The organism is Nocardiopsis suaedae (assembly GCF_027706745.1).
GTDB classification, from domain to species: Bacteria; Actinomycetota; Actinomycetes; order Streptosporangiales; family Streptosporangiaceae; genus Nocardiopsis_A; species Nocardiopsis_A suaedae.
The window spans coordinates 1-20,589 of sequence record NZ_JAQFWP010000095.1 but is presented as its reverse complement, the minus strand read 5'-3'; the positions used below and the strand labels follow the sequence as shown (position 1 = coordinate 20,589).

At 71.4% G+C, this 20,589-nt stretch carries 18 protein-coding genes and 1 pseudogene; 2 read left to right on the top strand and 17 right to left on the bottom strand.

Going from position 1 to position 20,589, the window contains the following annotated elements; translation table 11 throughout:
* Nucleotides 1-40: 40 nt before the first annotated feature.
* The 4 genes from O4U47_RS29345 to O4U47_RS29330 form a co-directional block, all read right to left on the bottom strand.
* Nucleotides 41-1,918 (bottom strand): hypothetical protein, encoded by a 1,878-nt coding sequence (locus tag O4U47_RS29345; protein WP_270681234.1) that lies wholly within the window; start codon nucleotides 1,916-1,918, stop codon nucleotides 41-43.
* Nucleotides 1,919-1,947: 29 nt separating this feature from the next.
* Complete coding sequence (locus O4U47_RS29340) at nucleotides 1,948-2,283, bottom strand: DUF6507 family protein (protein WP_270681233.1); 336 nt, start codon at nucleotides 2,281-2,283, stop codon at nucleotides 1,948-1,950.
* Nucleotides 2,280-2,630, bottom strand: coding sequence for a cell envelope biogenesis protein TolA (locus O4U47_RS29335; RefSeq protein ID WP_270681232.1), 351 nt, complete (start codon nucleotides 2,628-2,630; stop codon nucleotides 2,280-2,282). The genes O4U47_RS29340 and O4U47_RS29335 overlap by 4 nt, the downstream gene beginning before the upstream one ends.
* 215 nt (nucleotides 2,631-2,845) lie before the next feature.
* Complete coding sequence (locus tag O4U47_RS29330) at nucleotides 2,846-4,261, bottom strand: DUF6177 family protein (protein ID WP_270681231.1); 1,416 nt, start codon at nucleotides 4,259-4,261, stop codon at nucleotides 2,846-2,848.
* Nucleotides 4,262-5,324: 1,063 nt separating this feature from the next.
* Here O4U47_RS29330 and O4U47_RS29325 point away from each other — a divergent pair.
* Entirely contained in the window at nucleotides 5,325-7,100 is a 1,776-nt protein-coding gene (locus O4U47_RS29325) for a P-loop NTPase fold protein (RefSeq protein WP_270681230.1), read from the top strand.
* Nucleotides 7,101-7,408: 308 nt separating this feature from the next.
* The gene (locus O4U47_RS29320) at nucleotides 7,409-7,735 is read left to right on the top strand and encodes a hypothetical protein (protein ID WP_270681229.1); all 327 of its coding nucleotides are present in this window, start codon (nucleotides 7,409-7,411) and stop codon (nucleotides 7,733-7,735) included.
* A gap of 107 nt (nucleotides 7,736-7,842) precedes the next feature.
* On the opposite strand, the pseudogene O4U47_RS29315 reads toward O4U47_RS29320, so the two are convergent.
* From O4U47_RS29315 to O4U47_RS29255, 13 genes and pseudogenes are all read right to left on the bottom strand, one after another.
* Nucleotides 7,843-8,331, bottom strand: a pseudogene (locus tag O4U47_RS29315) (tyrosine-type recombinase/integrase); the annotation flags it as partial.
* A gap of 231 nt (nucleotides 8,332-8,562) precedes the next feature.
* Nucleotides 8,563-8,823 carry a DUF6510 family protein gene (locus tag O4U47_RS29310; protein ID WP_270681228.1) on the bottom strand — a complete coding sequence of 87 codons (261 nt, stop codon included), beginning with the start codon at nucleotides 8,821-8,823 and terminating at the stop codon, nucleotides 8,563-8,565.
* Nucleotides 8,820-9,560: a ferredoxin reductase gene (locus tag O4U47_RS29305; protein ID WP_270681227.1), complete on the bottom strand. Its 741-nt coding sequence runs from the start codon at nucleotides 9,558-9,560 to the stop codon at nucleotides 8,820-8,822. Before O4U47_RS29305 ends, O4U47_RS29310 begins: the two co-directional genes overlap by 4 nt.
* 2 nt (nucleotides 9,561-9,562) lie before the next feature.
* Entirely contained in the window at nucleotides 9,563-10,165 is a 603-nt protein-coding gene (locus tag O4U47_RS29300) for a sulfite oxidase-like oxidoreductase (protein WP_270681226.1), read from the bottom strand.
* 324 nt (nucleotides 10,166-10,489) lie between these two features.
* A complete protein-coding gene (locus O4U47_RS29295) occupies nucleotides 10,490-11,221 on the bottom strand; it encodes a DUF1295 domain-containing protein (RefSeq protein ID WP_270681235.1) in 732 nt (243 codons plus the stop codon).
* A 90-nt stretch (nucleotides 11,222-11,311) separates the two neighbouring features.
* Complete coding sequence (locus O4U47_RS29290; protein WP_408639047.1) at nucleotides 11,312-12,682, bottom strand: class I SAM-dependent methyltransferase; 1,371 nt, start codon at nucleotides 12,680-12,682, stop codon at nucleotides 11,312-11,314.
* 2 nt (nucleotides 12,683-12,684) lie between these two features.
* Complete coding sequence (locus O4U47_RS29285) at nucleotides 12,685-13,992, bottom strand: SAM-dependent methyltransferase (protein ID WP_270681224.1); 1,308 nt, start codon at nucleotides 13,990-13,992, stop codon at nucleotides 12,685-12,687.
* Complete coding sequence (locus tag O4U47_RS29280; RefSeq protein WP_270681223.1) at nucleotides 13,989-14,822, bottom strand: DUF1365 domain-containing protein; 834 nt, start codon at nucleotides 14,820-14,822, stop codon at nucleotides 13,989-13,991. The genes O4U47_RS29285 and O4U47_RS29280 overlap by 4 nt, the downstream gene beginning before the upstream one ends.
* On the bottom strand, nucleotides 14,819-16,117 hold the full coding sequence (locus tag O4U47_RS29275) for an NAD(P)/FAD-dependent oxidoreductase (RefSeq protein ID WP_270681222.1): 1,299 nt from the start codon (nucleotides 16,115-16,117) through the stop codon (nucleotides 14,819-14,821). Before O4U47_RS29275 ends, O4U47_RS29280 begins: the two co-directional genes overlap by 4 nt.
* Nucleotides 16,118-16,301: 184 nt before the next feature.
* A complete protein-coding gene (locus O4U47_RS29270) occupies nucleotides 16,302-17,036 on the bottom strand; it encodes an anti-sigma factor (RefSeq protein WP_270681221.1) in 735 nt (244 codons plus the stop codon).
* Nucleotides 17,036-17,638 carry a sigma-70 family RNA polymerase sigma factor gene (locus tag O4U47_RS29265; RefSeq protein WP_270681220.1) on the bottom strand — a complete coding sequence of 201 codons (603 nt, stop codon included), beginning with the start codon at nucleotides 17,636-17,638 and terminating at the stop codon, nucleotides 17,036-17,038. The genes O4U47_RS29270 and O4U47_RS29265 overlap by 1 nt, the downstream gene beginning before the upstream one ends.
* 88 nt (nucleotides 17,639-17,726) lie before the next feature.
* The gene (locus tag O4U47_RS29260; RefSeq protein WP_270681219.1) at nucleotides 17,727-18,389 is read right to left on the bottom strand and encodes a fasciclin domain-containing protein; all 663 of its coding nucleotides are present in this window, start codon (nucleotides 18,387-18,389) and stop codon (nucleotides 17,727-17,729) included.
* Nucleotides 18,390-18,478: 89 nt separating this feature from the next.
* Nucleotides 18,479-20,080 carry a molybdopterin-dependent oxidoreductase gene (locus O4U47_RS29255; RefSeq protein ID WP_270681218.1) on the bottom strand — a complete coding sequence of 534 codons (1,602 nt, stop codon included), beginning with the start codon at nucleotides 20,078-20,080 and terminating at the stop codon, nucleotides 18,479-18,481.
* Between the last annotated feature and the right edge of the window lie 509 nt (nucleotides 20,081-20,589).

The window sequence follows — 20,589 nt, the reverse complement described above, 5'->3', positions numbered from 1 at the left end:
AGGCATCACCCCACCCTACAGCCGCCAACGAACTAACGACTCAGGACACTAGTGCAGGAGGAACATAGGGCTGCGTGCTGTCGGGATCTGGTTGGTCGTCCGATCCTTCATCATCGTCGCCGCCTCCGGTGGTCGTGCGGTCCTTCGGGGGCTCGTCGCCGCCGCCCGCGCCGCCTGCGGCGGCGGGGTCGGGGCTCGTCGGCTCCTCGGCCGGCTTGCCTGCTGCTTCCTGGCCCTCGTCACGGGGCTGGACAGGCGTCTTGTCCTGGTCTTTCCCCTCGACGCGTGGGGAATCGCCCGCCGTGGGCGTGGTCGGGCCAGGCGTAGCGGTCCTCTCCCCGGGCCGCCCCGGGGCGTCGGTGCTGCCCGAGCCCGGGCCTCCTTTGGGACCCTCGCCGCCCGGGCGGGTGGGCGGTGCGCCGCCCTCTTGCGACTCCTGGGAGCCGCCCTGCTGCGGGGTGGGCCGACCGCCACCCGACTCGGGTGTCGGTGACGGGGAGGGCGTATCCGGCCGCCCGGAAGGGGCGGGGCGGAGCCTGTTGGGGTCAAGCATCGACTCGCGCAGCACGGTGAGCGGGTGCTGGAACCGTTCGGTGACCGATCCGCCGCCCTCTGAGCGCTGGGGCAGCGGGCTGCTGGGCCACCCGTTGGTCCCCGGTCCCCCGTGCGCAGTGGACTTGTCGGAGTCGGAGTCGGAGTCGGTCTCCTCCTCGGAGTCGGACGAATCGGAGGAGTGCCTGCCGTTCGGGACGTCCACGCCCGTTCCAAGCACGATCTTGGCCGCCTTGAGAGGCAGCCCCCCGGTCAGCATCAGCCCGCTGGCGAGCATTGTGGTGTTGGAGTAACTGGTGCCGTCCTCGCGAGTGGACCACGCGGTGTGGCTCTCCACGATCTCGTTCTTGCTGGCCTCCAGGTTGTCGAGCCACCGGTCCCACCCGGCGCCCCACCCCTGGCGGCCGCCCTCGCCGGGGTCCGTCAGCCATCCGTGCTCGTCGTAGATACCGACCAGGGCGGCTGCGCCCAGCCCCGCGTCCTTCCACGCGGCCTTGAAGTTCGCCCAGCGCCCCGAAGGGTCGAACCGCCACCCGCTCGTGGGATGCCAGAACCCCACTTTGGAGTACAGTCCCACCACCGAGCCCCACACGGCGTCGGTGACCACCACGTCCCAGAGCGCCTGCCCGGCGTCGTTGCCCCACTCCACCTCGGAGGGGTCGAAGTGGCTTCCCGCCCAGGCGGTCACGTCGTTGAACGTGCTGTTGACGCCCTCGAAGCTCAGGGCGTGGTCCAGGGACAGGTCGCGCTCGCCGGCATCGGGGGCCAGCCCGTAGACGATCTCGTTCTTTCCGCCGCCTTCACCGGGCGAGACGAAGGTGGGGCCGCCGTAGATCGCCGAGATCTTGTTGGCGCAGTCGTTCTCGGCCTGGTTGAAGGTGGACCAGGCGCTGTTGACCGCGTCCTTGATGCGGATGTTCTCCACCACGGCCCACTCGTCGGTCTGCTCGTCCTTGGTCAGCCACCAGAAGGCGTTGTCGTGGTTGCGGTTCCACAGCCCCTGGGCATCGATCCGCAGGTTGTTGAGGGAGCGGCGCGCGGTCCTGGCGGCTTCGGCCAGCTCTTCCAGCGCGTCGGCGACGGTGGACAGGTCGCTCTGGAGGTCCTCGCCCCGGTTCGCCACGGGGTCCATCTTGGAAAAGAGCGTTTCGCTCTCCGGCGCCTCGTAGTGGGCGTCCAAGCCCTTCCAGGTCGAGCGCAGGTCCTCGGCCCCGTCGAGCAGGTCCTGCCCCTTGGTGCGCAGCGTTTCGGCCGCGGAGGCCAGCGACTCCACATCGGTCAGGGGGTAGGGGATGGCGTCGGGGTCGATGAGCGTGTAAGGGTTCGGATCCACGCCGCTCTGGGGCTGGGTGGGTTCGAAACTCACCAGGGGCCTTCCGTGGGGGGGAGGGTCGGTCACAGGTCGAGGTTTTCGCCGCTGCCCGCCTGTTGTTGGGCCTGGGCCGCCATCTCCTCCTGGCCCTGGTTGTAGGCCAGTGTGGCGTCGCTCGCGCCCTGGATGCAGGACATGCTGCGCACGAACATGGCGTCGGTCTCGCCGGTGAAGTGGTCGAAGAAGCCGCCCAGGGCGGCCTCCACCGGCGGGCTCTTGGCGTTGTTCAGCGCCGTCTCGATGCCATCTGACGCCGAGTCGATGGTGGAGGAGAGCCCTCCGCCCTCGACACCGAGCTTGTCCCCGACATTGGTCAGGACCACTGAGACGCCGTAGACGTCGATGTTCCACCGGCTCACCGGCGCTCTCCCTTCGGGGCGGCGGAGAAGCGGTCGGGGCGGAAGACCGCCTCGGCGGCGGCCGACGTGCCGGCATCGGCCAGGCGGCCGGCCTCGGCCGCGCACTGCTCGGCGGCCCGGGCCGCGAGCAGGTTCAACGAGGCGCGTACTCCGTTAAGGGTCGTGGCCATGCGCTCACCCACGGGCCGGGCCGCGGGCTCGCCCGGTGGGCCCTCACCGAACCGGCGCTCTTCCGCCACCTCGTCACCGGCGGGTACAGCAGGCCGCGGCTCCGCGTCGGCGGTCTCCCCTGGAGGATCGACCCACTCGAACTTCACCGGCGGCACCTCCCGGTCGGTTTCGTCCACTCCGCACATGTTCGCGGGACAGTTGTAGCAGCATGCGCATAGGGGGTGACATTTCGCGAATGGTTTCGGTTCGCCGACGGGCCCACCCTCATGCGGCCCCCGGGGCTGGTGCGCCGGGGTGACGAGCGGAAACCGCAGACCAGGGCAACGGCAGTGGTACGCGCCATGTTTCGGTGCCGGAAAAGTTCAGCCCTCGCGGGCCGGAACCGGCCACCTCACCTCGCCGATGCCGCGGCCAGGTAATCGGTCTGCCTGCGCAGCAGATCCAGTGCCCGCAGCGGCGCCTGCGCCTCGGCCATCACCGGGTACCAGACGGCCTGGTCTCCGCCGTGGCCGAGGAGCATGCCCGGAATCGGCCCCGCTTGGGCGCGGTAGGGCCCGATCCGCCGCAGGCGCTCGGGCCCGAGCGCCAGCCCGACCGGGACCGCGGGCCCCGCCCACACCGGCACGTAGGTCACGTCTGTGCGGCCTGGGATGCGGCGCACCCGCAGCGCCTCCAGCCCGCCTTCCGCCGCCAGAGCCTTCACCAGGCCGGGAAGCGCGTCGAAGGGCACTGCGTCCTCGCCCGCGTACCCGAACACCACCGACACCCGCTCCAGGAACCGGGGGCCGCGCCGGGCCATGTGGATCTGTCCGGAGAACCTGCTCCCCTCATCCAGGGGCCCGGACAGGTACAGGATCGAGGGCTTGGGCGCGCGCTCACGGACGAATGCGCCCATCCGGTCGCGGTCCCACGGCATGAGTGTGGGTTCGTGCGGCCCCCACGAGGCGGGCGTGGTCCCGGCCAGGTGCTCGGCGACGATCTCCGCTGCGCGGCCCGGCTCCACGGTGAAGGGATCACGGTGGAGCACGGAGGCCTCCACCACCAACTGCGTCCCGGCCTCCTCTGCGAAGTCCACAAGGAAGCCGGGGACCGGCTCGGCGTCCGGGTTCTTCGCCGCCCACGCGAACCCGACGGGTTCCTCGGCCGAGCGGAAGCCGTACTCGTCGTCCCAGTACACGGGCAGGCCGGTAATGCCGTCGAAGTAGCCGCCGTCGGGCCCTTGAACGACCCAGCGCCCCAGTGGGCCGGCCACGAAGGTGCGCATCGCATATGTGAGCCGTGCGGTGGGCGGGGTGAGTACTTGGAGCATCCTCTCGCGCCCGTGGGTGGCTACCGCGTCGCTCATCCAGGATGAGAACGGCACCACCTCCCGGTCCTGGGCCACCAGGAGCGCCTTTTCCGCGGTGCGCTCCACCGCCGGGTGCTCCGGTTCCTCCCACAGTCCGAAGTCGGCCCGTCCCGACGTCCATACCGCTCCCCCGAGACGCAGGGCCAGCCGGTCGGCGAACCCGTGCGCGACCTCACGGCCCAGCACATCCGGGCGGGCGCGTGTCTCCACCCACCAGAAAGGCTCCGGCAGACCGGCCACGACCTCTTCTCCGAGCAGGCCCACGACCGCGTCCGCGTGCTCCACATGCTGGCCGGGTTCGAGCGTGGCCAGGAGGCGACCGTCCTCGTCGCGGATCTGCAGGACAGCGGTGTCGCCATGCCGGTGCAACCACAGGCCGGGGTCCACGTCGTCGAGGGCATCGGCGATCGCCCGCTCGTCGGGCATGCCGGCGACCAGGGCCACCACGTCGTAGCTCAACGGCTCTCCTCCTGGAGTAGGGGCGAGAGGGAGCCCCGAGACGGGTCACTGTTCGTAGACGAGAACAACCGAGACGTCACCATACCGGTGGTAATGGGTGCCATCCCTGAGCCCGTCCGGAAGCGAGGACAGGGAGCGGGCAGGCAGGGCTCCGCCGCCGAGAGCATCTCGCCGCCCTTCACCACATGCTGGCCCTGACCATGGTCGCTCCGCGTTCGCTCTGTGGATTTGCGGCGGCTGGGCGCCTCTCGGAAGGGGCCTCTTGTCGAGGTTCTCGGAACGGAGAGCCTCGCCCGTGGAGGAGAGCAGCGGGCGAGTGCCTCGGGGGTGTCGGCGGCGTCCTTCTAATCCGACGGTCGCAGGTTCGAATCCTGCCGGGTGCGCAACAAAACCCCAGGTCAGACGGCTAAGCGAGCCCAGCGGGGCCTGGGGTCGCCCCCATCTTGGGCTCGTGGTTCGCTCTTCAGCTGGGACCCGGCTCGCAGACGACCTCCCGCTGCCGACCGCGCCGGTTCGCCCCCCCTGGTCCGCCCGGAACCCCCGCACCCCCCAGGCACGGATCCACCCCACAGCGTCCGCTCCCCCGCCACACGGGCACCAGTCGCACCAAGGGCCCCGGAATCGGCCACCAGCCCGGGCCCACCCCTGCCCCCGGGACAACACAGGGCGGCCCCGCACCGGGCGCCCACGCCCGGCACAGGGCCGTCCCGCTGTCAGGACCCCGCCTACCCGGTCGCGCCGCTGCGGGCCCGCTTCAGCGGCACCACCGCCGCCGTGGCCTCGGCCGCCTCACGTACCAGGTGACTCGGCCGAGACACGTTCACGCGAGCATGGCCGCTCATCAAGCCCAGCACGCAGGAGCAGGACTGTGCCGGAAGCCGCGGCGCCTGAAGGAGGGGACCTGGGCCTGGGAGCTCAGGTCATTGGACAGGCCCGTCCGGACGGCGGGATCGGCTGCCCGAACAGCGGTCGGCACACGGCCACGGGCTCGAAGTCTGACTGAAATATCAGCTTCAATATGCCACAGTTGTATACGTCCACCTGTCGGCGCTGCGAGGTCCGCATGGAATCTTCGCGTCCCTTCTTCTCACTACTCGACGATGAGCCGATCGCTTGCGCGGAGGATGACGCCCTTGGCGCTGGAAAAGCTGCCCTGGGCCTTGCAGGCTTGTTGATCGCCTCCCGCAACGCGACCCCACTTACGCTTGTAGTGGACGCCGGCTGGGGATCAGGCAAGAGCAGCCTCATGAAGATACTCGCCTCCGAGCTGGTGAAACACCAAGATGTCCACACCGTCTGGTTCAACGCCTGGTCCTCTTCACGCGCGGACACGCTCGAGGGGATCATCAAGTCAGTTCTGATGCGCATTGATCGGCGTTTCCTGCGCAGGGCACTTCAGCAAGTGGTGGAGCGGCGAGCACTCTTGGGGGTCGCTCGGTCCGCCTCCATTGTCGCAGGCTCTGTTCTCGGCGTCACCGGCCTCGTAGACCAGCTGTGGAACCGGCTGTCGGCGAGCCCGCAGAGCCGGAACGACATGGCGGAGAGTCTTCGGACTCTCACCACAGAGTGGGCTGAACGCGGCCCCTATTCCCCCAAGCGGATGCTCGTGGTGTTCATCGATGACCTTGACCGCTGTCCGCCCGATACGGTGCTGGCGGTATGCGAGGCAATCAGAATCTACCTGGACGTCCCCGGCCTGACGTTCGTCATCGGATACGACCGGTCGGCCCTCACTGACGGCGGGCTTCTCGAGGATCTATCACCCGCTGGAGCCGCGTTCATGGAGAAAATATTCCAGACCAACTACCGTCTTCCGCCGCCCAGCGAAGAGGGCGCTATCGAATTCGCTCGGGGGTGCGCCCGCAGGTCCGGACTCACCGCCCCTCTCACCATAGACCTCCTCCATTTGATCGCGAGCCACGCGAACCGCAATCCCAGGAGGATCAAACGGATCATCAACGGTCTCGTCCTCGAAACCACCCTGAATCCAGCGTGGCAGGATATCGACGATTCGTCGGTGGAGTCGATGGTGCGACTGATACTGCTCCAGTATCTCTATCCTGGCTTCTATCGGCAACTCACCGAACACGCCCCCGAGCGCAACCTGGTGCGTGAGTTCCTGGTCTACCGAAAGGCGATGAGAAGTGCGCTCGGCGTAGACCCGAAGGTCGCCGACGAGGACGTGGACTCGTTGTACATCGACCACGACATCCCCCCTCCTTCTTCTAGCGGCAACGATGACACCGAGGACATTCTCGGGAAACTGGAGGCACGCCTACCGTCGTCATTCGCAGCGCTCGCCTATGATCGATCATTCGTTTCATTGGCAGGGCATCTTTGGAACGACGCGAACTCCGACCTGATACAACAGGTCCTGAGCAGGCCGCCCGCGAGAGTGACGTCCCCCCCGAAAGACGGCATTGATGAAGATGACGAACGTACCCTCGGCACCCCCATGAGCACGGCGCCACACACAGGAAAATCGCTCCTATGGATTGATGACAATCCACCCAATAACCGCGTCTTCGCGAAGCACCTGCAACTATCCGGTGTTTATGTAGAGAACGCGAGAGATCAGGAAGAGGCCTCTCGGAGCCTGAGGAGCAGAAAATGGGACCTCATCATCTCGGACGTGACTCGCCACGGGGACCCGGAGGCCGGGTTCACGGACCTGACTAAATTCCTAAGCGGTGGCCAGGCACACACCCCAGTGATCTTCTATGTCGGCCGTGTAACACCTGAAAGGAGGAACCGCGCTTCGACTCTGGGAGCACTGGGAATAACATCGTCTCCGATGGAACTCCGAAAAATTGTCTACAAGGCTCTTGAGCTCACATGACGCCGTGATTGGCCATGCAAAACAGAATCCTGCTTCGGCCACACCCCACCATCACCCCCAATGCATTGCCGCCGCCCACAGGACATCCAAAAAGAGTTCCACCCCCAAGGGCGGGGGCACCCCTCCGGGAGGCTATCCGACCATCAGCCGACCCGAAAACCGACCGGAACCATTCAGGTTCCTGCGGACCACGCCGCAGGCCTTGTTGCACCGCCCAATGGAAGCTAGCCCCCATAATTGCTCTCAGTGTCGCATTTCCTGCCTGCGCATGCTCCACTCCCTCGGAAGAATTCTGGGTTGAGAACAACTTGGACGAGCGAGTAATCATCGCGATGAACCGCGATCCCGTCACCGAGCTCTCAGTGGACTATTCTTCAGAAAAGTTCGATGGAGGGATCGCCCCCGGGGAGGAGACAGCCATTGGTGTCCCTACTGAGGACGGCTCGTGGCTTGAATCCCTCTGGGACAGCGAGGTCGCTTGCCACTCATCGGAAATACGGATCGCAGCATTGAGCGAATCCGGTCAAACGTACTACTATGATGGCCCAATATGCGATGAAGGAAGCTGGGTAATCACCGAGAAGGACAGGACCGAGGAACCACCCCCCTCCGGCTTCACTTCCATTGGAGACTGACGCACCCTTTTTTGCGTGACTCGATGCACGGGGCCAGCTCACAGGATCCAGTCCCCCGCCCCGGGTGCACACCGCCCGGCACAGGGCCGCTATGGGGACGGGGCCGCCTACCCGGATGCGCCGCTGCGGTCGCGCTTCAGCGGGACCATCGCCGCCGTGGCCTCGGCCGCCTCCCGGGCCACCTCGGGGAACACGGTCTGGTAGATGTCCTGGGTGAAGAACGTCGTGGAGTGCCCCAGCGCGGAGGAGACCACCTTCACGTCCACCCCCGCCGCCAGACTCAACGACGCCGCGCCGTGGCGCAGACCGTGCAGCGTGATCGGCGGAAGCCCCGCCTCCGACGCGATGCGGGTGAAGGCCTCCGACACCTTCCCCGGGTGCAGACCGGACCCGTCCTGGTGGGTGAAGACCATCCCCGAGTCGGCCCACCCCTCCCCCGCGGCCAGGCGCTCGCGGACCTGGCGCCGCTTCCACGCCCTGAGCACCCGCACGGTCTCCGCGTCCAAGGTGAGGGTGCGCTTGCCGGCCAGGCTCTTCGGGGTGCTCGTCAGCGTCTCCCACCCCAGAAGCACCACCTGCCGGCGGATATCGACCTGCTGCGCTGGAGCTGCCGACGTCCTTCCTGGGCCGACACGTCGGCACCGACCGGCCGTCAGGGGTGCCCCGCCAGGCCTCGGCCCGGGTTCCGCACCCGGGCGATGACCGCCATCCGCTCCCGGACGCCCGGGACGTTCCACGCCAGTGAGGGCCCGCGCGGCCGGCACGGACCGCCCATGCGATGGCTCCGCACGGGCTGCGCGGCCTTCCATCGAGGCCGGTCCGGTGGCTCAGCGCAACTCCACACGCAGGCAGCCGGTGCCTCCCAGGTCCAGCCAGAGGGTGTCTCCGCTGCGCACGAGGCGCAGCACGACCGTCTGGCAGGACGGGCAGCGGGCGACCTGGCCGGGGCAGTCGGTGTAGACGTGGAGCTCGGCGAAGGCGCCCGTGTGGCCGCAGACCGAACAACGGCGCCAGGAGGAGGTCAGGTCCACGGAGAAGACCTCCGACAGCGCGCCTGCCAGGGCATTGGCGTCCAGGTACTCGGTCATCGCGGTCCCCCTGAAGCCCCGAAGCGCTCGGTGCGGATCCGGCCCGGGTCGTGCCCGAGGGCCACCAGGGCGTCGGCCACCGCCTCGACGAAGCCGGTCGGCCCGCACACGAAGCACATGGGCCCGAATTCGGCGGGCAGGCCGTGGGTGTTGACGTCGGCGACGCCCACGCGAGCCGGCGCCCGGGGCGTCCCCTCCGGCGCCGTCCGGGTGTAGGCGAGGAAGACGTCCAGGCCCGCGTCACCGGGAGCGCGCTCACGGAGTTCGGCCCTGTAGAGCAGGCCGTCGGGGGCGCGCACCGAGTACACCAGGCGGAAAAGCGCCCGGGAACGGGCGGCGCGACGCGCACGGACCATGCACATGAGCGGAACGACCCCCGCTCCGCCGCCGAAGAGCGCGACCGGGTCGGTGGAGGCGGGGTCCCACACGAACCATCCGCCCAGTGGTCCGCGCACCTCCAGCCGGTCCCCCTCGGCCATTTCATCGACCAGGTACGGCGACACCTCGCCGCCCGGGACCCGCTGCACCGTGATCTCGACGGTGTCACCGACGGCGGGGGCCGCCAGAGAATAGCTCCGCTGGGCGGTATAGCCGTCCTCGGCGGTCAGGCGCACGTCCACGTGCTGGCCGGGCCGGTGGCCCGGCCAGCCCTCTTCGGCCTTCAGGACGAGCGTCCTGGCGGTCGGGCTCTCGGCCCTGGCTCCGACCAGCACCGCCGGACGCCAGTGTCCGGGCACCGTCAGTCCCCCCAGTAGCGCTGCTCGCGCCAGGGGTCTCCGTAGGGGTGGTAGCCGGCCTGCTCCCAGAACCCCGGCTCGTCGTGGTCGAGCAGGCGCACCCCCTTGATCCACTTGGCCGACTTCCAGAAGTACAGGTGCGGCACGAGCAGCCGCGCGGGGCCGCCGTGCTCGGGCGCGAGGGGCTCGCCCCCGAAGGCGTGCACGACCCAGGCCTGTCCGCCGGCCAGGTCTTCCAAGGGGAGGTTCGTGGTGTACCCGCCGTGGCTGTAGGCGAGGGCGAAGTCCGCGGCGGTGTCCACGGATTCCAGCAGGGTGTCCAGACCGACCCCGGTCCACTCGGTGTCCAGCTTGGACCAGCGGGTGACACAGTGGATGTCGGTGTGCGGCCGCTCCTGGGGCAGGGCCAGGAACTCCTCCCACGTCCACGTCACCGTGTCCCCGGCCTCGCTGGTGATGCTGAACCTCCAGTCCTCTTCGGTGACGCGGGGGGTGGGCCCGGCGGACAGGACGGGGAACCCGTCGGTCAGGTACTGCCCCGGCGGGACCCGCGCGTCCTCGGCGGTGCGGCGGCGACCGCCGAACCCCCGCGAGATGATCCCCATCGTGAGCGCCCCTTCAGGTGGTGGAGCCGGCCCCGGACCGGCACGGTGGATCGGCGGCGACCGCCACCGGACGCATGCCCGCGCGGTTCCGCCGCGGTCGCTGAAGCCGCGATCGCGGTACCGGATCCGATACCCCGGAGAATCGACCGCCTAATCCCAATGCGAATCGCCCTGAGTGCCAAGAACGCCAAAAGGCGCTCAGGTTCCCGCCTCCGGAATGCCTCGAATGCCGAACCGGGACGCCGCCCCGTCCCGGCGACCGGCTTCCGCCGCACGCGGCGGGACCGCCTCCGGGCCGTCCCTCCTTCCCGGATGCGCCTGCGGTCATTCCCGGCGCGGTGGCAGAGGGAAGAAACCGCTCGTGCGGCGGGCGTAGGCGTCCCAGCCCGGGCGGGTGCTCATGCGGTTCTCCAAGAGGCGCTTTCCGGAACCCGCGGTCAGCAGCAGGGTCATCGCCACCGGCGCCGGCAGGGTCAGCGCCCCCTGCCACGTGTCGGCGGCGATGAGATACAGGCCCCACCACACGCACGCGTCGCCGAAGTAGTTGGGGTGCCGGGTCCAGGACCACAGGCCGCGGTCCATGATCCGGCCCCGGTTGGCCGGGTCGGCCTTGAAGCGCGACAGCTGGGCGTCACCGACCGCCTCGAACAGGAATCCGGTCAGCCACACGGCGACCCCCGCGAACAGCGGCCCTCCGACGGGGCCGGGGGTGTAGGCGGCCGCCTGCACCGGGAGGGAGATCGCCCAGACCAGCACCCCCTGGGGCAGGTACACCAGGCGCAGCGCACGGGCGTCGCGTCCCCCCGTGCCACCGCTGAGCAGGTCGGTGTAGCGCGGGTCCTCTGCGGCTCCCCGGCCACGGCGGCCGATGTGCACGGACAGGCGCACCCCCCAGACCGCGGTGAGGGCGGCGGCGGTCCAGGTCCGGACCGGGTCGCCGTGGCCCGTGGACAGCACCGCCGACACCAGGGCGACCAGGGCGAAGCCCGCCCCCCAGGCCGTGTCGACCAGGTCGTGGCGCTGTCGTCGGCGGGCGATCAGGAACGTCGCCCCCATGAGCACCGCGACCGCCGCCGCGGTGAGCGCCAGGTTGGCGCCGAAGGCGGTCGTGGCTCCCGGGGAGAGGGGGAAGGGCGAGGACACCGGTCACCGCACCCTCTCCGCAGGGAAGCCGACGCCCGCGCCCGTGGCGGGTACGGCCAGGATCTGGTCGACGCCCATGCGCCCCTCCTCGAAGGCCAGGGAGCCGCCGGCCAGGTAGAGGCGCCATACCCGGGCCGTCTCCACGCCCATGAGGGCGCTGATCTCGTTCCAGCGCCGTTCGAGCTCGGCCGACCACGCGCGGGCGGTGCGCACGTAGTGCTCGCGCATGGCGTGCACATCGCACACCTCCAGCCCCGCGTTCTCCAGGTGCCCGACGGTCCGCCCCACGGGGCGCATGTGCATGTCGGGGGCGATGTAGGTCTCGATGAAGGGCCCTCCCCCCGGGTGGCGCCCGCGCCGGGACATCTGCTGCACGAGCAGTCGGCCCTCCGGGGCCAGCAGGGTCCGCAGGCGCTCGGCGAAGGGGCCGTACTCGCGGCGGCCCACGTGCTCGCCCATCTCGATCACGGCGACGGCGTCGAACCCGCCGGGAGCGCCGGCATCATCGGCCCGGAGGTCGCGGTAGTGGCCGAGCCGGACCTCGACCAGCTCCCCCAGCCCGCGTTCGGCGACGCGGGAGCGGACGAAGCCGGCCTGCTCGGCGGAGAGGGTGAGGGCGGTGACGTGGGCCCCGTGGTGCTCGGCGGCGTGCAGGGCCAGGGAGCCCCAGCCGCACCCGAGGTCGAGCAGCCGCGCCCCGGGGCGCAGTGCGAGCTTGCGGCAGACCAGGTCGAGCTTGGCCTCCTGGGCCCGGGCGAGGTCGTCGCCGTCCTCGGACCAGTAGGCGCACGAGTAGGCCATCGAAGGATCGAGCAGCATCCGGTAGAGGTCGTTGCCCGCGTCGTAGTGGTGGGCGATGGCCGCCGAGTCGCGTCGGCGGCTGTGCAGGCGCCCGCTCATCCTCGCCTCCGCCTGCGGCGGTTGCGGCACCGGCCCCACGGCCCCCAGCACCACCGCCGTGTGCACGGCCCGCGCGACGGCCAGGGGCGAGGGGCGGAACGGTCCGTGGTCCGCCAGCGCGGCGAAGACGCGGCGCAGGGCATCGGTGAGGTCGCCCTCGGCGTCGATCTCCCCGGCGATGTAGGCCCGTGCGAAGCCCAGCTCGTCCGGCCGCGCCACGAGGCGCCGCAGTGCGGCCGGGTCGTGCAGCACGAGGGCGGCCGCGCCGTCGGGCCCAGCCTGACTGCCGTCCCAGGCGCGGACACGGACAGGGGACGCCCCGCCGAACAGGCCCTCCACGGCGGCCACGATCATGTGCGCGGCTCCGCGGGGTCCGCGGGCGCGGCGGCCGGGACGGACACTCCCGGCGGCACGCCCGGGGCGGGAAGACGTCCGGCCGGTCGCCGGTGCGGAGGAGGCGGTCGGTGCGGCCATGCTCAGTCACGCTCCATGGTGATCTGTTCGACGTCGATCATTCCCGCGCGGAACCCCGCTTCGCAGTAGGCCAGGTAGAAGGACCACATGGTGCGGAAGACGGGGTCGAAGCCGAGTTCGGCCACCTGCGCGCCGGCGGCCTCGAAGCTCGCACGCCAGATGCGCAGGGTCTGGGCGTAGTCGGTGCCGAAGGCGCGGCGGTCGGTGACGCGCAGCGCCGTGCGGGTGCGCAGCTGCTCCTCGATCGCGGGCACCGACGGGATGAGACCGCCGGGGAAGATGTACTTGTGCATCCAGGTGTAGGCGCCGCGCGAGGCCCGCATCGGGGCGTCCTCCATGGTGATGGTCTGGAGGCCGACCCGTCCGCCGGGGGCGGTGAGCCGGTCGAGGGCGGTGAAGAACACCGGCCAGTACCGCTCCCCCACCGCCTCGACCATCTCCACGCTCAGGACGGCGTCGTAAGAGCCGGTCACCTGCCGGTAGTCGCACAGGCGGATGTCGGTGCGGTCCGCCACGCCGGCGCGGAGGGCCCGCTGAGCCGCCCGGGACCGCTGCTCGGCCGAGAGGGTGACCGAGGTGACCTGGGCCCCGCGCAGGGCCGCGCGCACGGCCAGCTCGCCCCAGCCGGTCCCGATCTCCAGGACGCGGGTGCCCTCGCCCACGCCGGTGCGGTCCAGCAGCCGGTCGATCTTGCGGCGCTGGGCCGCGGCCAGCTCCGCGGGTCCGGCTTCGGCGGCGGGGCCATCGCCGGGGCCGAAGAGGGCGGCCGAGTAGGTCATGGTCTCGTCGAGGAACAGGGCGAAGAGGTCGTTGGACAGGTCGTAGTGGTGCCGGATGTTGCGCCGCGCCCCTTCGGGGGTGTTGTCGTCGCGCCCGGAGCGGCGCGGCAGCACCGCGTGGCGCAGCGGGAGCAGGGGGCGCGGCACGAGGTCGGCGTAGTGCTCGGCGAGCACCGTCAGAAGGCGTACCGGTTCCGGTGAGGACCAGTCCCCGGCCATGTGGGACTCGCCGAACCCGATCAGCCCCGCGGCCCCGAGCCTGGCGTAGAAGTCCCCGGGCCGGTGCAGGTCGAGCAGCGGGGCCTCCGGGCCGCCCCCGGCGGGCAGGGATCCGGCCGGGGTGCGTACGCGGATCGGGATCCGTGTGAAGGCGCGCTCGGCCAAGAATCGCGCGGCCCGTCCCCGGACGGGGGCGCGCGGCACGCGGGCCACGTCCGGCCAGCGCGCCGGGTCGACTGGCCCCTCGGGGCCGACGGCCCTGCCGGGCCGCCCCGCGGAGCGCTCCTGCCGGGGAGGACGGATGGTGCTCATCGCTGTTCCACTGCCTGTTCTGTCTGTTCTGTGTGGTCTGTCTGTTCCGTTGGGGGGTCGGCCGGAGGATGCGCCGCGCCCCTGCGGGCCGATGCGGGGCCGTCCGCCGTGGTCCCCCGGACGATGGGCAGACCGCGCAGGAGGAGCCAGATGCCCTGGAGCCGGATGCGCAGGGCCCCTATGAGGGGGGTCAGGGGGTGGCGCAGGGCCAGGCCCAACAGAGTGCGGGGCGTGGTCGGGCGGCGCTCACCGCGCAGCGACGCGGCGAAGACGGTCCGTCCGGAGCGGACGAGCGTGACCGCCAGCCGCAGCGCGCGGTCCGGCTCGGGCACGCTGATCCGGTAGTGCCCGTCGACGGGGTTGAACGGGGAGACGGGGAACGTCTTGTCCGCGCGGGCGCGGCCGTGCCGGTCGGTGCGGAGCAGGTAGCGGTGCCGTTGCCGATAGGTGTTGTGCACCTCCGCGACCGCACATACGGGGGTGCCGTCGGCGCCGTGGCACCAGTAGACGGTGAGCGGGTTGAAGACGTACCCCAGCACGCGGGCGTGGGCCAGCATGAGCACCCGGCCCCCCTGCAGGTCGATGCCGTGCTCGGCCAGGTAGGCATCGACGTTCCCGCGCAGTGTGCCCGAGGGATCGCCGCAGTGGTCCCGTGCGTGGAAGCGCGCCAGAGGGCGGAGGGGCGCGGGAAGGCGGGGAACCGCGTCCAGGTCCACGAGCCAGTAGTAGCCCCGGTAGGCGAAGGCGTGGTGCAGCGGTGCGGTGCGCGTGTGGCGCACCGTCGCCTCGTAGAGCGCCGGAACCGTGGTCGGCGTGGTCGGACCGCTCATCGCCGCGCCCCCAGGCGTTCGGCGGCGCGCACCCCGGAGCGGCAGCCGTCCTCGTGGAAGCCCCAGCCCTGGTAGGCGCCGGCGAAGGCGAGGCGCTCGTCGCCCAGGCCGCCGAGCCGCGCCTGTGCGGCCACGGACTCGCCCGTGTAAACGGGGTGCTCGTAGACCGTCTCGGCGACCACGCTCCCGGGGTCGACCGCGTCGTCGGCGTTGAGACTGACCAGGTAGTCGGGGCCGGAGCCGAGCCCTTGAAGGCGGTTCATGTGGTAGGTGACCCGCACCGGGGCGCGCCCGGGGACACAGGACTCCAGCCGGTGGTTCCACGCGGCCCATGCGCCTTTGCGGCGCGGCATGAGCGCGGTGTCGGTGTGCAGCCGCACGCGGTTGCGGGAGTAACCGAAGGCGCCCAGCACGGTGCGCTCCTCGCGGGTGGGCCGGTCCAGCACCGCCAGCGCCTGGTCGGCGTGGACCGCCACGACGCATCCGTCGAAGCGCGCGGCGTCTCCGTCGCCGGTGCGCACGTCGACGCCGTCGCCGGTACGCACGACCGCGCGCACGGGGGTGGAGGTCCGCACGGAGCCCAGCGGCTTGGCGATGCGCTCGACGTAGGTGCGGGACCCGCCGACGACCGTGCGCCACTGCGGCGCCCCTCCGAAGGAGAGCATGCCGTGGTGGTCCAGGAACGCGAACAGGTAGCGCGCGGGGTACTCCAGGGCGGTGCCCGCGGGGCACGACCACACCGCCGACACCAGGGGGACGAGGTAGTGCGCGACGAAGTAGGCCGAGTGGCCCGCGCCTCGGGCGAAGCCCGCGAGGGTGGGCTCGTCGTCCGGGGCGGAGGCGGGACCGCGGTCGAGCAGGGCGCGGGCGGCCCGGTGGAAGCGCGGGACCTCGGTGAGCATGCGCAGGTAGCGCGGGCGGGCGAGCACACCGGGACCCGGCGCCAGGCCGCGCAGGCCGCGGGACCCGGCGTACTCCAGCCCGCAGCCGCGGCACTGGACGGACAGGCTCATCCCGGTGGGGCGGGTGGCGACGCCCAGCTCGTCGAAGAGCGCCGTCAACTCCGGGTAGGTCCGGCGGTTGTGCACGATGAACCCGCTGTCGACGGCGAGCGGGGCGCCCCTGGCGGCGGGGACGTCGTGGGTGTGGGCGTGCCCGCCCAGGCGGTCGTCCGCCTCGAAGAGGGTGACCTGCGCGCCGCCGCGCTGCAGGAGGTAGGCGGCGGTGAGGCCGCTGACCCCGCTTCCCACGACGGCGATCCGGCGCTCCGGTTCCCGTCCGGGCGAATGGGCCATGGGTCGTCGCTCCCCTTGTCCGTCCTGTCGGCGTCCGGGTCTCCGGAGCCTCGTCAGGGGTTCGGTGCACGGCGGCGGGGCGGATTGGTCCGTTCCCAAGGCGCCCTGCGGCACAGGGCACGAGAAGGTCCGGGGGCGGCTTCCCCAGACGCCGCCCCCGGACCGGGGAGAGATGCGGGGAGGGTCAGCCCTCCAGCGGCATCCGCATCATCGGCTCGCTGGTGGGCTGGTCGGATCCCCCTTCGGGTTCGACGGTGACCGCGATGCCCTCGGCGTCTCCGATGCCGCCCGCCAGGAGCGGATCGACCTCGCCGTCGGAGGCGATCTCCAGCAGTCCGGCCGAGCGCACCGAACCGTCCGGGTCGGCCAGCCACAGCTGGTAGTCCTGCCCGTCGAGCGGCTCCAGCCCCTGAGCGCTGAAGACGAGGGCGCCGCGGCTCTGCGAGGACACCGCCGTCACCGCCACCCCCTCGGCCGGCTCCGCCCCGGCCACCTCCGCGTCGGGTGCGGAGAGCACAGCGGCGATCTGCCGCTCGTTCTCTTCCAGCTCGCCGATGCGGGACTGCTGCCAGACCACGGCCCCGCCCAGGGCCAGGACCGCGGCCAGGCACGCGGCGAGGGCCCATGCCCCGCCCCAGCGGGACCACCAGGAGCGCGGTGAGGCCATGCGGGTCTCGGCCGGGGCGAGCTGCCGCGTGCGGGAGACCTCCTCCAGCACGCGGGCGCGCATCCGCTCCGGCGGTGTGCGGGCCGCGGCCTCCCCGAGCAGGGCCGCCGTCTCGGCCATCCCGCGCACTTCCTGCACGCAGGACTCGCAGCGCGCGAGGTGCTCCTCGAAGCGGCGCAGCTCCTCCTCCGGGAGGGCGTTGAGGGCGTAGGCCCCGGCGAGCGTGTGCAGATCCTGGCGAAGTCGGGGCATCACCACTCCACCCCCAGGCAGTCGCGCAGGCGGATGAGGCCGTCGCGCATCCTCGTCTTGACCGTGCCGAGAGGCGAGGACAGCAGCTTGGCCACCTCGCGGTAGGTGTATCCGCCGTAGTAGGCCAGGCGCACCGCCTGGCGCTGCAGCTCGGTCAGCGTCTCCAGGCACCGGCGCACCCGCTCGCGCTCCAGCCGGCCGGTCGCCTGCTCCTCCACCTCGTCGTAGGGGGGTCCGTCGCCGACCGCCGCGGCGCGCGCCTCGCGGTCGCGTCCGGCCTGGTCGCTGCGGACCCGGTCGACGGCGCGCCGGTGCGCGAGCGTCATCGTCCACGCCTGCGGGCTGCCCCGGTGCTCGTCGTAGCGGCAGGCCGAGCGCCACACCTCCACCATGACCTCCTGGGCGACCTCCTCCGATTGGGCGGGGTCGCGCAGGATGCGGCGGACCAGTCCGTACACCGACGGGCTCATGCGGTCGTAGACCTTTTCGTAGGCGCGTTCGTCGCCGCGGGCGACACGGTGCAAAAGGCCCACCAGGTCCTCCTGGGGCAGCGCACCGCCTTCGGGGACACCGGCCAGGTGCCGTGCGGAGTCCTCGTTCATCGTCCTCGTTCCTGTCCCAGGGACCGACCCGGGCGGGCCCTGTCCACCGCCGACCCGCCCGGGCGCCTGAAGCCTCGGCCTGTGGCGGCTAGCCCTGGGGCATCAGCACACCGTCGATGATGTAGACCGTGGCGTTGGAGGTCTGCACGTTCCCGCAGACCACGTTCGCGTCGCCGTTGACCGTGTACTCCTCTCCGGAACCCGAGGTCTCCACCTTCTCGCCCTGCAGCGAGGTGAAGGAGCCCTCCTCCAGGTCCGCGGGCGCGTGCTTGCCCTCGACGACGTGGTAGGTCAGCACGTCGGTGAGCTGGTCCTTGTCCTCCAGCAGGGCGTTCAGGTCCTCCTCCGGGATCTCCTCGAAGGCCGCGTTGGCCGGCGCGAAGACGGTGATGTCCTCGGCCCCGTTCAGCGTGTCGCCCAGGTCGGCCTGGGTGACGGCCTCGACCAGGGTCGACAGGGCCGGGTTGTTGGACGCGGCGGTGGCGACGGGGTCCTCGGCCATGCCGGAGAAGCTGCCGGCCCCGTCGTCGGGGACGTCGGCGCAGGCCGGGCCGAACGGCTCGTCCATCGCCGCCTCGGTCTCACCGTTCCCGGTCTGCTCCTCGGCCGAACCGGTCTCGCCGCCGCTGCCGCCGGCCTCCTGCTCACCGCCGCCGGACATGTCGCCGCAGGCGGCGAGCCCGAAGGCGAGCACGGCGGCGGCCGAGGCGGTCCCGAACGTGCGGATGTAGTCGGTGGTGCTCATCGTCATCCTCTTCTTTCTTCTGCTCTTTCTCGGTGGTTCCGTCGTGCTCTCGCAGGGGGTGCGGACCGGGTCGCGAGGGGCGCGGCGCGCCGTGCTCACACCGTGGTGATCTGCACCGAATGCCAGCCCGTCGCCCCGTCGGGAACGGGCTCGGCACGTTCTTCGGTCTGCGTGTATCCGCTGTTGTCGGTGGCCCGGACCTCGAAGGCGTGCCGCCCGGGCTCCAGGTCGAACTCCGTGCTCCACTGGACCCAGGTGTCGATCCCGGGCACCTCGGCGAGGTCGGCCTCCCGCCAGGGGCCGCCGTCGGCGCGCACCTCGACCGCCTCGATCCCGCGGCGCTGGGCCCACGCCGTTCCGGCCACGGTGGTGGGGCCGGCGTCGACCTCGGCCAGCGGCCCGGGGACGTCGATCCGGGACATGGTCTTGATCGGCGCCCTGACGGCCCAGCCGCGCCGCGCCCAGTAGGCGCGGGCGTCGGAGAAGCGGGTGAGGCGGATGTCGGTGACCCACTTGGTGGCGCTGACGAACCCGTAGAGGCCGGGCACGACCATGCGCACCGGGAAGCCGTGCGCGAAGGGGAGCGGTTCGCCGTCCATGGCGATGGCCAGGAGGGCGTCGCGCCCGTCCAGGACCGCCTCGGTCGGGGTGCCGCAGGTCCACCCGTCCTGGGAGGTGCTCAGGATCTGGTCGGCCCCGCTGTGCACACCGGCCTCGCGCAGCAGGTCGTCCAAGCGCACGCCCAGCCAGCGGGTGTTGCCGACCAGGTCGCCGCCGACCTGGTTGGACACACAGGTCAGGGTGGTGTCGGACTCGACCAGGCGGCGCCGCAGCAGGGCGTCGTAGTCGAGTTCGAGGGGCCGGTCGACCATGCCGTGGATGCGCAGCCGCCACCGGTCGGGGTCGACCCGGGGCACCGACAGGGCGGTGTCGATGCGGTAGAAGACCGGGTTGGGGGTGGTGAACGGCGGCAGGCCGCGGAGGCCCAGGTCGGAACCGGCGGGCAGGGGCGGCAGCGGATCGGCCGCAGGGGGCAGCCGGAGGGCGGCCCGCTTCTCGGCGATGCCCGCCCCCGAGGCCAGGTAGCGCCCGATGCCGCCGGCCGCACCCGCGAATACCAGCACACCGGCCCCGGTGAGCAGGAAACGCCGACGGGAGGACACGCCCTGCGGGGCGCCGGCGGGCCGCCCCCTCCGCGTCCCGCCGACACCCGCCACCGGCGAGCCGGCGGGACGCCCCCCGCGGACCGCGCGCAGAAGGAGCACCAGGGCCGCCTCCCCCGCCAGCGCGCCGACGACGACGGGCACGACGGCCATCGGCTCGTCGGCGCGGCGCACCGCCACGGCCACGGCGCCGACCGCAGCGAACGCGGCCAGCCCGGTGTAGCCGACGACGGGGCGGCGGAGCGAGAGGACACCGAGCACCGCCGCGAAGAGCGCGATCGCGGCGTACACCCCGGCGAGCAGCGCGATCTTGTCGTAGATCCCGAACACCGCGATCGCGAATTCCTTGGCCCACGACGGGCTGTTGTCGACCAGGGCGTCCCCGACGACGATGACCGGGGAAGCCGTCCCCGTCAGCCCCGCGGCCAGCTCCCCGGCTCCCAGAGCCGCGGCCGCCGCGAGGACCCCGGTGGCCGCCCCCGCGCCGACCGAACGGGCGCCCCGCCCTTTGTCCGCCTCTCCCGTGCTTTTCACACCAGGGGTTCGGCGCTCCGACGGATCCGGATTGGTGGTCGCGGACTTTTCTTCCGCCCCCGGTTCCTCGTTCCGCTCCGTGCCTTCCGCCTCACCGAGCGACGCCACGGCGACTTCGAGAAGGCGATCGTCCGGCCCGAAGCGAGGACTCTGCGGCCGATCCGCAGTATGCGGCAGCGGAGCTGCACGGCGGCTTCCTGTGGGGCTTCGAGGTCGATGCCCCGACCGCCTCCGCCTGGCACCGGCCTCTGCCGTGCGGACCGCGGCTGCTCGGCTTCCGGGACGGCGACCTCCCCGCCACGGCCGTCTCCTTCAGCCCGCGAATCTCGTAAGGGGGCGACCGTGAGGGTGCTCTCTCGGCAGCTCCGGCCCCGCGCATGCGAGCCCGGCTGCTGCGGTCCTCAGGAAAGCACAGTGTCACCGTGGAAAACTTCCCCCCACCACCGTCACCGCCCTAGTGTCCTGAGTCGTTAGTTCGTTGGCGGCTGTAGGGTGGGGTGATGCCTGGT

What these genes read in the sequence shown, in the direction of transcription:
- O4U47_RS29310 (WP_270681228.1), bottom strand. Translation starts at nt 8,823, where the DNA reads ATGACCGAGTACCTGGACGCCAATGCCCTGGCAGGCGCGCTGTCGGAG.
- O4U47_RS29260 (WP_270681219.1), bottom strand. Translation starts at nt 18,389, where the DNA reads ATGACGATGAGCACCACCGACTACATCCGCACGTTCGGGACCGCCTCG.
- O4U47_RS29325 (WP_270681230.1), top strand. Translation starts at nt 5,325, where the DNA reads ATGGAATCTTCGCGTCCCTTCTTCTCACTACTCGACGATGAGCCGATC.
- O4U47_RS29300 (WP_270681226.1), bottom strand. Translation starts at nt 10,165, where the DNA reads ATGGGGATCATCTCGCGGGGGTTCGGCGGTCGCCGCCGCACCGCCGAG.
- O4U47_RS29270 (WP_270681221.1), bottom strand. Translation starts at nt 17,036, where the DNA reads ATGCCCCGACTTCGCCAGGATCTGCACACGCTCGCCGGGGCCTACGCC.
- O4U47_RS29265 (WP_270681220.1), bottom strand. Translation starts at nt 17,638, where the DNA reads ATGAACGAGGACTCCGCACGGCACCTGGCCGGTGTCCCCGAAGGCGGT.
- O4U47_RS29275 (WP_270681222.1), bottom strand. Translation starts at nt 16,117, where the DNA reads ATGGCCCATTCGCCCGGACGGGAACCGGAGCGCCGGATCGCCGTCGTG.
- O4U47_RS29285 (WP_270681224.1), bottom strand. Translation starts at nt 13,992, where the DNA reads ATGAGCACCATCCGTCCTCCCCGGCAGGAGCGCTCCGCGGGGCGGCCC.
- O4U47_RS29280 (WP_270681223.1), bottom strand. Translation starts at nt 14,822, where the DNA reads ATGAGCGGTCCGACCACGCCGACCACGGTTCCGGCGCTCTACGAGGCG.
- O4U47_RS29290 (WP_408639047.1), bottom strand. Translation starts at nt 12,682, where the DNA reads ATGGCCGCACCGACCGCCTCCTCCGCACCGGCGACCGGCCGGACGTCT.
- O4U47_RS29295 (WP_270681235.1), bottom strand. Translation starts at nt 11,221, where the DNA reads ATGGGGGCGACGTTCCTGATCGCCCGCCGACGACAGCGCCACGACCTG.